14 protein-coding genes are annotated in these 14,540 nt (G+C 41.1%); all 14 read left to right on the top strand.

The window, feature by feature from the left end:
• The coding region (locus MUP17_05155) for an AAA family ATPase (protein ID MCJ7458360.1) at positions 1-642 on the top strand (642 nt) is incomplete at its 5' end.
• On the top strand, positions 620-1,492 hold the full coding sequence (locus tag MUP17_05160) for a ParB/RepB/Spo0J family partition protein (protein MCJ7458361.1): 873 nt from the start codon (positions 620-622) through the stop codon (positions 1,490-1,492). The genes MUP17_05155 and MUP17_05160, both read left to right, overlap by 23 nt.
• A gap of 87 nt (positions 1,493-1,579) precedes the next feature.
• Positions 1,580-2,395 (top strand): M23 family metallopeptidase, encoded by an 816-nt coding sequence (locus MUP17_05165; GenBank protein ID MCJ7458362.1) that lies wholly within the window; start codon positions 1,580-1,582, stop codon positions 2,393-2,395.
• Between the two features lie 367 nt (positions 2,396-2,762).
• Positions 2,763-3,440, top strand: coding sequence for a hypothetical protein (locus MUP17_05170; protein ID MCJ7458363.1), 678 nt, complete (start codon positions 2,763-2,765; stop codon positions 3,438-3,440).
• A 286-nt stretch (positions 3,441-3,726) separates the two neighbouring features.
• The gene (locus tag MUP17_05175; protein MCJ7458364.1) at positions 3,727-5,805 is read left to right on the top strand and encodes an ATP-binding protein; all 2,079 of its coding nucleotides are present in this window, start codon (positions 3,727-3,729) and stop codon (positions 5,803-5,805) included.
• A 337-nt stretch (positions 5,806-6,142) separates the two neighbouring features.
• Positions 6,143-6,931 carry a hypothetical protein gene (locus MUP17_05180; protein MCJ7458365.1) on the top strand — a complete coding sequence of 263 codons (789 nt, stop codon included), beginning with the start codon at positions 6,143-6,145 and terminating at the stop codon, positions 6,929-6,931.
• Between the two features lie 220 nt (positions 6,932-7,151).
• Positions 7,152-7,382: a helix-turn-helix transcriptional regulator gene (locus MUP17_05185; protein MCJ7458366.1), complete on the top strand. Its 231-nt coding sequence runs from the start codon at positions 7,152-7,154 to the stop codon at positions 7,380-7,382.
• Positions 7,383-7,780: 398 nt separating this feature from the next.
• Positions 7,781-9,199 carry a sigma-54 dependent transcriptional regulator gene (locus MUP17_05190; GenBank protein ID MCJ7458367.1) on the top strand — a complete coding sequence of 473 codons (1,419 nt, stop codon included), beginning with the start codon at positions 7,781-7,783 and terminating at the stop codon, positions 9,197-9,199.
• A gap of 364 nt (positions 9,200-9,563) precedes the next feature.
• Positions 9,564-10,583 (top strand): MoxR family ATPase, encoded by a 1,020-nt coding sequence (locus MUP17_05195; GenBank protein ID MCJ7458368.1) that lies wholly within the window; start codon positions 9,564-9,566, stop codon positions 10,581-10,583.
• 194 nt (positions 10,584-10,777) lie between these two features.
• Positions 10,778-11,152, top strand: coding sequence for a hypothetical protein (locus MUP17_05200; protein ID MCJ7458369.1), 375 nt, complete (start codon positions 10,778-10,780; stop codon positions 11,150-11,152).
• A 162-nt stretch (positions 11,153-11,314) separates the two neighbouring features.
• Positions 11,315-11,512, top strand: a complete 198-nt coding sequence (locus tag MUP17_05205; protein ID MCJ7458370.1) for a DUF5320 domain-containing protein — start codon at positions 11,315-11,317, stop codon at positions 11,510-11,512.
• A gap of 202 nt (positions 11,513-11,714) precedes the next feature.
• The gene (locus MUP17_05210; GenBank protein ID MCJ7458371.1) at positions 11,715-12,608 is read left to right on the top strand and encodes a DUF58 domain-containing protein; all 894 of its coding nucleotides are present in this window, start codon (positions 11,715-11,717) and stop codon (positions 12,606-12,608) included.
• A gap of 125 nt (positions 12,609-12,733) precedes the next feature.
• Positions 12,734-13,573 carry a deoxyribonuclease IV gene (locus MUP17_05215; GenBank protein ID MCJ7458372.1) on the top strand — a complete coding sequence of 280 codons (840 nt, stop codon included), beginning with the start codon at positions 12,734-12,736 and terminating at the stop codon, positions 13,571-13,573.
• Positions 13,574-13,577: 4 nt separating this feature from the next.
• A partial coding sequence (locus tag MUP17_05220; GenBank protein ID MCJ7458373.1) for a hypothetical protein occupies positions 13,578-14,540 on the top strand: 963 nt, incomplete at its 3' end.

Here is a 14,540-nt window from a genome sequence, read left to right on the forward strand (position 1 = left end):
ACTTCCGGCATGGGGATAGATAAAAATAATCTGCAGAACACGATTTATGAGGTCTTGATAAATGAGGTCCCGATAAAAGATGCAATTCTTCCAACCACAATCCCTTTTTTAGAAATTGTTCCTTCCTCGTTAAGATTGGTCGGCTCTGAAATTGAACTCGTTAATTTGGAAGGAAGAGAAAGAAAACTAACTTCAGCTTTAGCTCCGATAAAAGATGAATATAGCTTTATCCTGATAGATACCCCTCCGTCTTTAGGGCTTTTGACCATCAACACCTTAACTGCGTCAGACTCAGTTTTAATTCCGATCCAGTGCGAATATTATGGGTTAGAAGGTTTGAGCCAGCTTTTGAATACGATCAATTTGGTTCGGCAGAACTTAAATCCGCGCCTTGAGATCGAGGGAGTAGTTTTAACGATGTATGATGCCAGGTTAAACCTGTCCAAACAGGTGGCAGAGGAGGCAAAGAAGTTTTTTGGGGGAAAAATCTATACCACTGTTATTCACAGGAACGTAAGGATTTCAGAGTCCCCGAGTTTTGGAAAACCGATCATACTTTATGATATCTCCTCTACCGGGGCAGAGAATTATATAAATTTAGCCAAGGAGATCTTAGACCATGACCAGAATAGCGTTAGGTAAAGGGATAAAGGCTTTGATTCCTGACCTACCTCAAGAAGTCAAATCAGAAATCAATGTCCTGGAAAAAGAAAAAAGGGGAGTTTTAGAACTGGAAGTCGAAAGGATTCGGCCGAATCCATATCAACCCAGAGGGAGTTTTAATCAGGGAAAATTAGATGAGCTTACAAATTCAATCAAAGAAAAAGGAGTAATCCAGCCGATAATAGTTAAGAAGATAGAGGATGGTTACGAGTTGGTTGCAGGCGAAAGAAGGCTTGTAGCAGCAAAAAAACTTGGACTCGCACTGATTCCAGCCATTTTGACAGAAAATCTATCAAAAGAGGGTTCTCTTGAGCTTTCAATAATAGAAAACGTGCAAAGAGAAGACCTTAATTCTATTGACCAGGCTAAAGGTTACAGGAGATTAATCGAGGAATTCGGACTTTCACATGAGGATATGTCCAAAAAAGTTGGCAAAGATAGAACTACGATCTCTAATATTCTGAGATTGTTGAATCTTCCGGAGGAAGTACAGATGTCTCTGGTCTCCGGAGAACTGTCAGAGGGTCATTGCAGAGCGCTTCTGAGTTTGGATACTGATGCTCAAAGAATTGAACTCTCAAAAGAGATTGTCAAAAACGGGTTGTCAGTCAGGGAAACAGAGGAGAAAATCTACGGCAAGAAGAGGGTTAAATCCAGAAGGTTGAAAAGGGTATATCCCCAGCTCCAACTGGTTGAGGATAAATTAAAACAGTATTTTGGAACCTCGGTTAAGATCGTAAAAGGAAGAAAAAGAGGAAAAATTCTGATTGAGTTTTACTCGGATGAGGACCTGAACAGGATTTTGGAATTGCTGAAGATAACTCTATAAAAATTCATAAGCCACTTTAGTGGCGTAAAAAACCCGACTAAAGTCGGTTAGAACATTTACTCTTGATGATAGTTTATAACTTATAGAATGAAAAAAATACATTCCATAAACTTCTCAGTTTCTCCGGATCAAGGCAAAGGTTTGAGTCTTCGACTTTCTTTTAACCTGGTTGTCATTTTCACGGGGATTTTTTTTCTTCTACTGGCTTTTTTTGTTTTCCTTATCTTCTCTTATGGCAAGCTCAATTCCCAGATAGTCCTGAATCAAGCTCTTTCCAGGGAGAACAAGGGTCTGAAGGAGTACAACTCCAAAGTAAAAGAATTAGAACAGGAACTAAAAGAATACCGCTTGTTTGCTTACCAGGTTGCCAAGATAGCCGGAGTAAAGTTTCCTGCAGGTGAGGATACAAGCAATAATCTGAAAAATAAAACGTTATTGCTGTCAACGACCAAGCTACAAAATTCAGATTTTAAAAGTCAAAAAATTCCTATCTTTTCCACTATTCCTACAGGCCTGCCTCTTCAGGATAAAATAATCAAGAGTTTTTCACCAGATGCTGGAACCAAGAAAAAAGAACATTCGGGTATTGACATCTCAGCCAGGATCGGAACCGAGGTTCGAGCTACAGCAGATGGGGTAATAGACTCTATTGGGCAGGATAAAAAATATGGTAACTTAGTGATAGTCAATCATGAAAATGGATATAAAACCTACTACAGCAGTTGTTCGGAGATTTATGTCAAGAAAGGCGAAAGAGTTAAAAGGGATGATGTAATAGCTCTTTCAGGCAGAACCGGAAGGCCTTCTCCACATCTTCATTATGAAATCAGAAAAGATGGTGTGCCGGTGGATCCGGGCGAATTTATACAATCTGATTCTGGAGGTTATGGAGTACATCGGTAGAGTGCTTAGTTCCCCTTCCTTGATGGGAGGGGATAAAGGGGAGGGTGAGTTCATTTCTATTTCCCTCTCCCTAACCCTCTCCCATAAAGGGAGAGGGGATTTATCTTCACGGTAAATGCACTCCATATATAGTAGGAATTTTTTTCAAAGTGTGGATAAAAAGAAGAGATATGTGGATAAGGTGTTAACTTATGATGACTCAACTGATTACTATGATAGAATGCGGGCTTAGGGTAGATATTTATCCACATCTGCTCAGTTAAGTTTTGAGAAGTTTTGAAGTTAAATTGAAGAGTAGAATAAACAGTTTAAATCTCCTTTGAAACTTTAAGGCCGATAAAAGCCTTACTGTTCGTAGAAGGGTTTTATGTCCGAGTTTGGATCCATAGGACTTGAAAATCGGATCGCAGTTTTTGGTGGGGTTTTTCTTGGGTTGGGTTTAGTTTTGCTTTTCATTCTTTTCTTCTGGGTACTTAAGAGATCTCGCTTTGCCCAGGACAAAGAAGAAAAAGGTTATGGAGGTTTGATAAGGTTTCTGATCTTCGCCATCTCGATCTTGCTCATAAGTCTCGCCTGGTTATTTTTTCAGATGCAAAACTATTTACGGCCTTTCCAAGTTCTATTACCAGAAAAACTCGTTGGTGAATTAACAATAGAACCCATAAAAGATTCTTCAAATAATTTATTTTTCAACGCTACAGGTAAAAAAGGTGAAATTTATAAAGAGACCTTTGAAGTCTCAAAGGATAACAGATTCGAGCTTGAAGCAGAGATTCTGATCTGGCAGAAATGGCTGAAATTCTTCGGTTTCGTCGACGGATACAAGCTTACTCTCCTGGGAGTTTTCTCTTCTGATACCTCAAACTCTAATATAAAGACCTTCGAGCTTTCCGGAGGACCAACCGAGGGGTGGAGCAAAATCTCCAGTTTAAAAAAGTTTCTTCCTTTGGTCAAACCCGAAAAGATAAAATCGGATATCTTCATTTCGAATCCTGGGGAGACAAAGAAAGTTTACATAAAAGAGAAAAAATTAGTGGTGGAATAGAAAATATGTTCTCGCTGGTTGTTGGTCTCCTGACCAACAACCTCTTCTTCGTTGGTGAGGACACCAACAAAGAGCGATTTAGTGGTGGAGTAAAAAATATATTCACAGCTGATTAAACGGATTAAGCAGATTATTATAACGGATTTGTCAGCCTTAAGGTCAAATTCGATTGTGAGGAGGTTTTTAAGACTTATGTAGTGCGAACCTTTCAGGTTCGCCTTATTAAATAAGCGAGGCTGAAAGCCTCGCACTACGATTTCGTTCGAAAGACAATTCTCCGCCTTAGGTGAATTGCACAAAAGAATTAGTCGTGATCATATATCTACTCATATTAATCCTGATAACCCTTCTCTTATTTTTCCGTGATTTTCTTTACTCTTTGCTCTCTTTTATCTCTCTCCGCTTAGAAGGCAGGGAGCCGGACTTTCAGGTTCTAAATTCTCTGAGAGATGATTTAATCCACGAGAGGAAAAAGAAGATCGCCTCTTTAGAGATGATACTTTCCACCTGGGAGAAAGGGGAAAGCATCTCCACACATCTTGATTATTTTAGGGATTTAATCAGTCAGCTCAAGATAATTTTAAAAGACCAGAGGGAGAATCTTTTAATGATCTCCTCAGACCCCTTTTTGTGGGTCAGGTTAAAAAGTCAGGTGATGAAAATTGAGAGGGGTTTACAAAAGATCGAAAAAGACAAACAAAAGATTAAGGAGATCAAAAAGAGGCTAAGTATCTTTTCAGATGAGATAGAAGAGATACTGGAAGATGGTACACAGAAGTTCACTTTCAGCTTGAATGAGGTGATAAGGGAATCAGTGAAGATCGTCAGGACAGAAAAGGACAGAGTTCTGAAAGAAAAAGAGATAAAAATAGAAGAGAGGTATGAGGATATAGGGGAGAGGTTCAGGTTGCCATACAAAAACTACCGGGATTGGCAAAAGCTGATTGCGAATTTAATCCGGAATGGGGTAGAAGCAGTAGAGCAAAAGCCCAAGGCTAACAGTCCCTCTCCCCTCGCTACTGGCTACTCGCTACTTGCTAAAGTAGTGAGGATTGAGGTTCGAGGAGTGAGGGAGGATGTAACAGTCGTGGTAGAGGATAATGGGATTGGGATGGATGAGAAAACCAAGGAGACTTTCTATAAAAGGGGATTTACTCAAGGAAAAGAAACAGGTTTGGGCTTGGGAATAACAGAGGAGACGATTGAGTTTGTAAATAAATATGGCTCCTGGAATATTGAGAGTAAAATAAATGAAGGGACAAGGATTGAGATAAAGATAGAAAAAGAGAAGGCAAGAAAGCAGGATTTGAGAGTTGAGGATAGGTCTGCCTTAGTGATAAAACTGAAAAGTAGGAGGGTGATGTTTGCCCTTGCCGGGGTCTTAGTAGTGGCAATTTGTCTGGGACTTTATTTCCAGTTCAATAAATATGCCCGGTTCTGGGAGGACTGGAATCCAGCAATTGCAGAAGCGAGAGGAAACATGCTCATAGTCAAGAACAAATCTAACAGGGTTTTGTGGGATACCCTTTTGCCGGGCATTGTTTTAGACACATCGCATGTCAATCTTTCCGATTTGAATGGCGATGGGAAAGCGGAAGTATTAGTATTGATTAATTATACTGAGATATCAACTGGTAAACTGGTCTGTTTTAATTATAGGAAAGAAAAGCTGTGGGAGTTTTCTTGTGGGGAGTATGGTGTCTATGAGACAGGTAAAGAGCTTAACAGTCGATATTTCTCCCCGACTTTCATGAAAGTAGAAGACATAAATGGGGATGGGGGAAAAGAGATCATAGTGAACAGCAAACACAATCCATGGTTTCCCGACCAGCTGGTAATCTTAGACCGAAACGGGATTAAAAAAGCAGAATATTGGCATCCCGGAGCAATCAATTGCCTTTACTGTACGGATTTTGATGGAGATGGAAAAAAAGAGATAATTTTAGGGGGCACAAATAACCGAATGGGCTGGTGTGCGATCGTGTCCGTTCTTGCCTCTGATAGAGTTTCCGGACAGGCAATGCCCTATACTGCTAGGAAAGAGATCGAGAAAGCAAAAGAAAAGTGGTATGTGATTTTTCCCAACATAAAGAAAAGACTGCCGGATCAGTCACATTGGGAGTCTTACATCACGGGTGTTGATGATATTGGAATATACTCTAAGGATGATAAGATAATTGCCAATTTAGGGGATGGGAGGGCCTACCATCTCTCTTTAGATTTCGGATTCAATTACGTTTATCCAGCTCCTGGCTATTTCGAGAGGTGGGCACAAGTAAATGCTTTTCCTTATAAATTAACAGCAGAGGACAGTGCAAACTGGAAAAATATCGAAGTGTGGAGGGAGGGGGTTAGAATAAGATAGAGATGTTTATTTTCTAAAATTTAGACTGGATTTTCTAAATTTTAGAATTTTTAAGCTTAGAATAGTGTTTTCCCTCTACATTGCCCTCAAGCGTTTTTCAGTAGATTCAACAGTTATCCTCAAGTATATCTTAAAGTTACCTTCCTATTTCCTCCAAAATATAAAGCTTGAAAAATAATCTGGCATTAAGGTTGCAATACCATTCTTTCACAAAGGTCAAAGTAACAAGTTACCTCAAGATTTAGGAATCTACTAAGGAAAGGAGGTGCCCCGGGAAAAACTTTAATATTGGTAATCAAATGTATCTAAAAATCTGTCAATAAAAGGAGATATCATCATGAAAAGCTTAATTATTTCTATACTGTATGTGTCATTATTTCTCTCATCATCTGTTTATTTATATGCCGATGATGGCATCACTCTTTATTCAGAAGATTTCTCTTCTGCCCCCTGCCCGTCTTGGATGACTAATAATTCAGCCGATTACTATTGGGATAGTACAGGCGGACGGTATCATTATAAGATTATTGATGCAACTAATGAATACGCCTATGTCCCTGTACATCTTATGGACGCTTCCTTTAGAAGTTTCAAACTTACATTTGACCTTTTGCCTACCTATACTGGCTGGGCTGGGGATTTCCGACTTGGGGTATCGGATTCAAATATGTCCTATATTGCACCTACAAGTATTGTGGGGAGTTTTTATGTAGGTGACGGAGGTCATTTTATTTGGTTGTGTGGAACTGACAACTTAGGAAGATATTTCAGCAACTGGAGTTCTCCAGAATCGTTTACCGATGGAGTTTTATATCAACTAACCTTAAGCCGTGATAATCTTACATTATATACAGACCTCCTCGTTATTAAAAAAGAAACAGGTGATACTGTCTATGCAGCTACAATTTATGGATATGGCCCATTTCTAGGCATGGATAGAATCTACATGGGCTCAATCGGTGATCCTGGATACCCTGGTTGTTATGCAGAGGGATATATTGATAATGTGGTGTTAACTGTAAAACCCTACAATGGAGATGTGAATTGTGATAATAAAACCTCCGTTGGGGATGTTGTCTACTTAATTAATTACCTGTTTAAAGGAGGGCCTCCTCCCTGTCAATAATGTAGTGGCCTATGTGCTAAGGATTATACGGCGTTGTACAAAAAAGCTTGCTCAGCTTACGAGGGAGGAAATAGGAACTCTGTATAGTATGAAGTACCAGTCAAGGGCACAGGTTGCCTTAGTGCGGGAAACAAAATTCCCGCACTAAAGGAAAGAGGTCAGGAAATAATTCTCAAATGAAGAAAGATAGCGGGAAGAACTTCTGGGCAGGTGATGTTGAGTGATCAAAAGAATAAGAGAGGACCAGAAAATAAGTCTGGAGAGATTGTCTAAAACTTGCGGGTTTAGTGTTAACCATCTGAAGAGAATAGAAAACGGGCACAAGCCCAGCTCAGAAACCTTGAAGAAGATAGCTTATGTGCTTAAAGTGGATTTTGCTTTTCTGAAGTTTTTCATGGACTCAGCCTGGAAAAAAAGAAATAGAACAAAACCTAACCGGAAAAAGCGATGAGGGAGGTATGGGAACTCCTTAAACGGATGAAGCCGCCAGGTGAGGGCACGGCAAAGCGGCTTGAGGAAATGTAGCGTTGCCTCTCCTGAGGCAACGAGCAGCCGTCCTCACGGGAGTGAGGACGCTACAGATATCCCTCTCCCTTTATGGGAGAGGGTAAGGGAGAGGGAAAATAAGAATGATATCACCCTCCCTTTATCCCTCCCATCAAGGGAGGGAAGGATTAAAAATGCTTGACAGAAAAGGCAAGGTGATTATCTTGAGAATGGGAAGAAGGGAAGTTTTCCACACAGACGATAAGGAGAATTCACAGCAGATGAAGTTAGTCTCCTCTCCCCTGGTGGGAGAGGATTAAGGAGAGGGGGAATAGGCTCGTCCTCTACAGGAAGATGACAAATATGATCAAAGTCTTGATTATCGACGATGGGGAGGATATAGCCAATTATTGTAAACAGTTTATTGCTGAGGGGTATGAATATCATCACATATATAACGGGAGGAACTTACAGAAAGACCTGACTGTTCGTGATTATAACCTGATCCTCTTAGATAAAAGTTTTGCCAAGGCCAGACCAGAAGAGCTTTTAGGCCCAGTACAGGATGTGCAAAATGAGGGATTGAGGATTTTAAAAGCCATCAAGGAGGCAGGCAGGAATATCCCGGTGATTATGGTTACCTCCTTTGCTGATTTCGATTCAGCCGCAATGGCGCTACATACCGGGGCATACGATTACGTGGAGTGGGATGCAATGCAAAAAGATTTTATGTTCTTAAAATTAAAGATGCAAAGAGCCTTAGAGTGGAAGGAAAAAGCAAGACAGGAGTTAGTGGACAAGTACAATAGGTTTGGTCTGGTCGGGAAAAGCGAGCCTATGGTCAAGCTGTTCCAGGAAATAGAAGTTGCTCTTTCTTCTGATTCTGCGGTTTTGCTCTTAGGGGAGACCGGAGCTGGCAAAGATTTAGTGGCTCAAGCAATCCACTGTCTGGGAAAAAGAAAAGATAAACCTTTTATCTCGGTCAACTGTCCAGCCATTCCCAAGAGTCTTTTGGAATCTGAGCTTTTCGGTATCAAAAGAAGAGTGGCAACTGAGGTGGACGAACGAGAGGGGAAGTTCTTCCTGGCGAATACCGGCACTATATTCTTAAACGAGATCGGAGATCTTCCTCTGGAACTACAGTCAAAGCTGCTAAAAGTAGTTGAGGAGAAAAAACTTGAGCCTTTAGGTGCATCTTTTGCCCTGGACATAAATGTGCGGGTGATCTCTGCTACCAATAAAGACCTTGAGAATTTGGTCAGGCAGGGTTATTTCCGCGAGGACCTGTATTTCCGTTTGAAGGTTTTAACGATAAAAGTACCCTCTTTAAAAGAAAGAAAAGAGGATCTTCCTCTATTAATCGATTATTTCATCAAGAAAAAATCAGAAGGGATGGGTAAAGAGATTATCGGGATAACCTCTGAGGCAAAAAGATACTTAGAGGAGAAGATCTGGTCGGGTAATGTGCGTGAGCTGGAGAACAGTGTATCTTTAGCTTGCGAGAGAGCTGATCGGTTGATCAGCTTGAAAGATTTAGTTGTGGAATTTCTAAAGGGAAAATCTTCTGTTTCAATGATAGAATGCAGTAAAGATAAGCCCAAAGAGGGCTGTCCGATCTTAGGCAAATTGAACCTGGACCAGATAGAAAAGATAGTTTATGCTGAGGCATTAAAAGCCTCCGGCGGGAATGTTGACACCGTTTCAAAAGTCCTTGGGGTCAGCAAGGCAACAGTCTACAATAAGATCAATAACTATGACCTGGATGCGCTGGTAAAGGGTTGAGAGAGATTTGGGCCAATCCGTTCCGGAGTATCGACCCTACTGCGAGGGTGGGACAGGCTTCCAGCCTGTCTTTTTTGTTAGTGTCCTTAAATGAATAAGGAAGCTACGGTGACTTGTTCGAAGTCACTTTAGTGGCGTGACCTCACCTTAGTTCTCTACCAAAAAAGAGGGTAAAATAAACCTGACTAAAGTCAGTTGGAACAGTAATTCCTGAGATTACCCCCCAAAATCAAGTTGACTCTGGGCTTCTTGCGTATTAATATAGATTGCAAGGGGGCAAGAGATGAAGCGTTGCCACTCTGTGACAACGAAATGTCGTTTTAACAGGAGTAAGGACGCTACTATGAGATGAATCGGAGGTTTGATGCCTGAAGAAAAGTCCACAAAAGAAGACCTTTTAGCAGTAGAGAAGTTAGGGGAGGCAAGGGACAGAATAAAGAAAGAGATCAGGAAGGTTATCATTGGGCAGGATCAGGTGATAGATGAGCTACTGATTGCCCTTTTATCTAATGGCCACTGCCTTTTGATAGGAGTGCCGGGTTTAGCCAAGACCCTGTTGATAAGCACCATCTCAAGGGTCTTAGACTTGAAATTCAGTCGCATTCAGTTCACTCCTGATTTGATGCCCTCAGATATTACCGGCACTGAGATAATTCAGGAGAATATCACTACTGGAGAAAGAACTTTCAAGTTTATGCACGGGCCCGTTTTCGCCAATATCATCTTAGCAGACGAGATCAACCGGACCCCTCCAAAGACCCAGTCAGCTTTGCTTCAGGCGATGCAGGAGCACGAGGTTACAGCTGGCGGACAGACCTACAAATTGACAGACCCGTTCTTTGTCTTGGCTACCCAGAATCCGATTGAACAGGAGGGAACTTATCCTCTACCTGAGGCACAGTTGGACCGGTTTATGTTCAATATCTACATAAACTATCCTTCTACAGAAGAGGAAAATCTAATTGTCAAGACTACCACTTCAGCCTACTTTTGGGACTTGGAGAAAGTTATGGGAGCAGAGGAGATAGTCAGGTTACAGAAGCTTGTGAGAAAGGTGCCGGTGTCAGACCACGTGATAGATTATGCAGTAAAACTCGCACGGCATACCCGCCCACATTCAAATGACAATAATAAACCACTGGAGTATATAAACAACTGGGTCTCCTGGGGAGCGGGTCCCAGGGCATCGCAATATATGGTCCTGGGTGCAAAGACCAGAGCCGTCTTAGACGGCAGGTATACTCCTTCCTGCGAGGATATCAGAGCTGTTGCCCTGCCGGTATTGCGCCACAGGATTGTTACCAGCTTCAATGCCGAAGCAGATGGAGTGGGGACTTTAGAGATTATCCAGAAACTGCTTGAGGATATTAAGGATTCAGATTAAGCTTGGAGTATAAACCTTTAGGTTTATCTTGTGAGTTAAAGCAACTGGAGACGCATGCCATGCGTCTCTACATTCTAAGATTGGGTCATTCTGAGCCCTATGGGCGAAGAATCTATAGATTCTTCGGTCGTCCATTTGGACTCCCTCAGAATGACAGGCGGGGCTTTTTCAGAGACTTCTGACAAGGAGGGAGAATGAGAATAAAGATTTTAACAATTCTTTTTTTTATGCTGATTTTTCTGCCGTCCTTTTGTATTAGCAAGACCTTTGGCCTGAAATCTATCTCTAATAATATCTCCCTTTACCAGAACTCTTATGATAATAACCAGAATGCAGGCCAGACCTTGCAGATAGTGTTGATTAATAGCTTTAAATTAGGCACCTGGTTCACCCTGGAGATAACAGGGGATATCGACCGCAATCTACAGGAAATTGGAAGAACCTGTCATTATTTTGAATTCGGCCTGGTTAAAGATGTCAAGTCCGGGTTCAGTTTCAATTATCAAAGGGTGATCGGGACTTTTGTGGATAAGCCGGTTAATCAATTCGGGATAAGGTTTTCGTTTTAGCTTTTGGCAAGTAGCAGGTAGCTTGGAGCAGGGAGTAAAACAAAAAGGTAGAACAGACATTTCCTACGGATCCATTTCTTGGACTTGTCTGTTCAAAAAGTTCAGACCCTAGAAACGGGTCCGTAGGACAGGGATGTCTGAGCCACCAAGAAGGAGCAAAACATGAGAAGAGGTTTTAGATTCAAAGATTTCGGTTTTGATTTCGGGTTTCCGCCCTTTGGGTTCTATTTCCGAGGACCTTGGAGATTCCCTAAGAAGGAGGAATACTTGAGGATGCTGGAGGATTATAAAAACGACTTAGAAGAAGAACTCAAAGAAGTGAAAAGAGAAATAGAGGAACTGAAGAAAGAAGTTCAATAAATGGTTATGATTTAGAAAGGGAGGATTTAATGGAATATGCTGATTACAAATATATTAAAGATTTGGATTCTATTATAGCCAAAATTGGGAATAGGTGGAAAAATTTGCCCGTTGAAGAGGTCATTCGATTTTGCACAAAATTTAAAGTGCTCTCTTCGATTAAAGAGGGTCAATTTATTGTATTGAAGCTACAAAGAAAATAATGCAAGATCATCGACGGTTTTTAAAGCCAGAAGTCATATCCAAGCTTTCCGGGATGGAGATGAAGGCGCGCTTGGTGGTGGAGGGGTTTATCGCCGGGCTTCATCGCAGCCCCTATCACGGTTTTTCAGTCGAATTCGCTGAACATCGACAATATATGCCCGGTGACTCTTTGAGAAATATCGACTGGAAGGTTTATGGAAAAACAGACAGGTATTTTGTTAAGGAATTTGAGGAAGAGACCAATCTAAAAGCTTATCTTCTTCTGGATATCTCAGGCTCGATGGGTTATTCCTCCAACGGAATAAATAAATTGGAATATGGCTCATATCTTTGTGCGGCTTTGTCCTACCTTATGCTCAAGCAAAGGGATTCAGTGGGTTTGGTGATATTCGACCAGAAGATTAAGAAATATATCCCTCCAAAATCGACTTTGAGCCATCTGCACAATCTCTTAAGGGAGTTAGACAAGCTTTCCCCCTCTGAACCTACCAACATAAGCTCAGCTTTGCACCAGATGGCAGAGAGGATAAAAAGAAGAGGGCTGATTATCTTACTTTCAGACCTTTTTGAACAGCCGGAGGAGATTATCTCCGGGTTGAAACATTTCAGGCACAAAAAACATGAGGTTATCGTATTCCATATATTAGACCCAAAGGAGAGAAGTTTTGCCTTTGAGAATGAGGCGATTTTTAAAGATTTAGAGACTAGTGAAGAAATTATGACCTCACCCTGGCAGATAAGAAAGGAATATCAGGAAAGATTAAAGGAGCTTTTGAACAAATATACCCTGGAATGTCGTGAAAGTTTGATAGATTATGTGTTGTTGGATACCTCTGTCCCATTTGACCGGGCTTTGTTTTCTTATCTGAACAAAAGACAGAGGCTGTGGTAAAATGTTTGGAGTGGACCGGCAGTCGTAACCGTAGCGTTGCCACTCTGTGGCAACGAACAAACGTCCTCACGGGAGTGAGGACGCTACACCTCTCTTCACGGGAGAGTAAAGATTAAGGAGAGCTTATGCTTCTAATTGGGGCGCATATGTCCATAGCTGAGGGATTTTTTAATTCCCTCCATTTCGGGAAAGAGGTCGGTTGCACAACCATTCAGATTTTCACCAAAAGCGCAAACCAGTGGAAAGCAAAAGAACTGACAGATGAGGATGTCGATAAATTTAAACTGGTTCAGAAGGAGACTGGGATCAGCCCGGTAGTTGGGCATGATTCCTACCTGATAAATGCTGGAACAAGCGACAAAGAGCTTCTGCAGAAATCAAGGGAGACACTTCTTTTAGAGCTGACCCGCGCTGAGAAGTTGGGTCTTCCCTATTTGGTTATGCATCCCGGTTCAAATCCGGATGAAAAAGTAGGGATAAAAAGGATTGCAGAATCTTTATCTTGGGCTCATTCCAAAAGCAAAAACTTTAAGGTAAAAATATGTCTGGAAACCACTGCTGGACAGGGAAGCAGTATCGGATATAAGTTCGAACAGATAGCACAGATTATGGATTCAACTGAAGAGAACCAGAGAGTAGGGGTTTGTTATGATACTGCTCATACTTTTGAAGCCGGTTATGATATCAGAAATAAAAAAGTTTATGAGGCTACCTTTAAGCTGTTTGATAAGGTAATCGGCTTAAACAGATTAAAAGCATTCCACATCAATGACTCTAAAAAAGATTTTAGAACCAGGGTTGACCGGCACGAACATATCGGCAAAGGTTTCATTGGTCTGGAGGCTTTCAGGCTGATCTTAAATGATAAAAGATTTGAAAAAATTCCAAAAATCATAGAAACTCCTAAAGAAGATGACTGGGATAAGAAAAACTTAGCCACTTTAAGGAGCTTATATAAAGGATGACCTTATGAAAACAAAAAGCATTATTCTTTACATTTTCCTTATCTTGACCTTGGATTTAACAAATTCCCTTGCCTCTACTTATCTTCAGACAGAGCTGAAGCTGAAAGAAGGGGTTAAAGGGGATTCCGCCAGCTTTGTGACAGTGGATCAAAGGAAGGTCGAAGTTAAAGAAGGGGTCAAATCAACCTTTTTTATGGGGAATTTCACCCTGAATTTAGGTTTTCAGAAAATAGACACCACCAGTTTAAGCCTTAGCCTTACCCTTTTAACCTTAGCTCCGGACCTGGAAAGGATTTTCAAGGAGCCTTTAATCGGAATCGGTCATACCTATTCAATAAAGGATATCAAGTTAAAAGACAAGAGGGTTTTCAAGCTGGAGCTTACCCCATCAGGCTATCTCGAAAAAGAGGATTCCTGCAACTACCTTTTGACTGATTCCCTCTGGTTATACAACAACAAGGTAGTGCATTTCGCCATAACTTATATGGAGAACTCCTTGGCAGATTATTTTTTTAATATGAATAGAAACTACTTAGAGTTAGATTACAAAAAGATTAAACATTACTTTAGCTTCTCCTATCCCCAGACATTGAAGATCGATTACTTCATCTGTCCCTGCGAGATCCCGGAGGCGATCTGGGACCCGAGGCTGAATTTGAGTCTGGATCCCAGCAAGCATAAAATTTATGTGCTTTTTGATAAGGATAAGGAAAGTGTGGATTTTCCCGGACCTCTGCTTTTACTTTTGTATGAGTACTGGGGTTATGCCCCTGCTTTTGTGGCTGAAGGTGCTTCAGGATATCTTGGCATGGGCTACTATTATGCTAAGAAGCTTAAAGACAAAGGAGAGCTTATTCCTTTATCCAGGCTCAAAATCAGCAAAGATTATCGTCAGGCCCCAGTAGATATAGCCTTGATTGAGGCATCTTCTTTTATCAGCTATCTTATCGATGCCTATAATATGGAC

Source organism: Candidatus Zixiibacteriota bacterium (genome assembly GCA_022865345.1).
Lineage (GTDB): Bacteria > Zixibacteria > MSB-5A5 > MSB-5A5 > RBG-16-43-9 > RBG-16-43-9.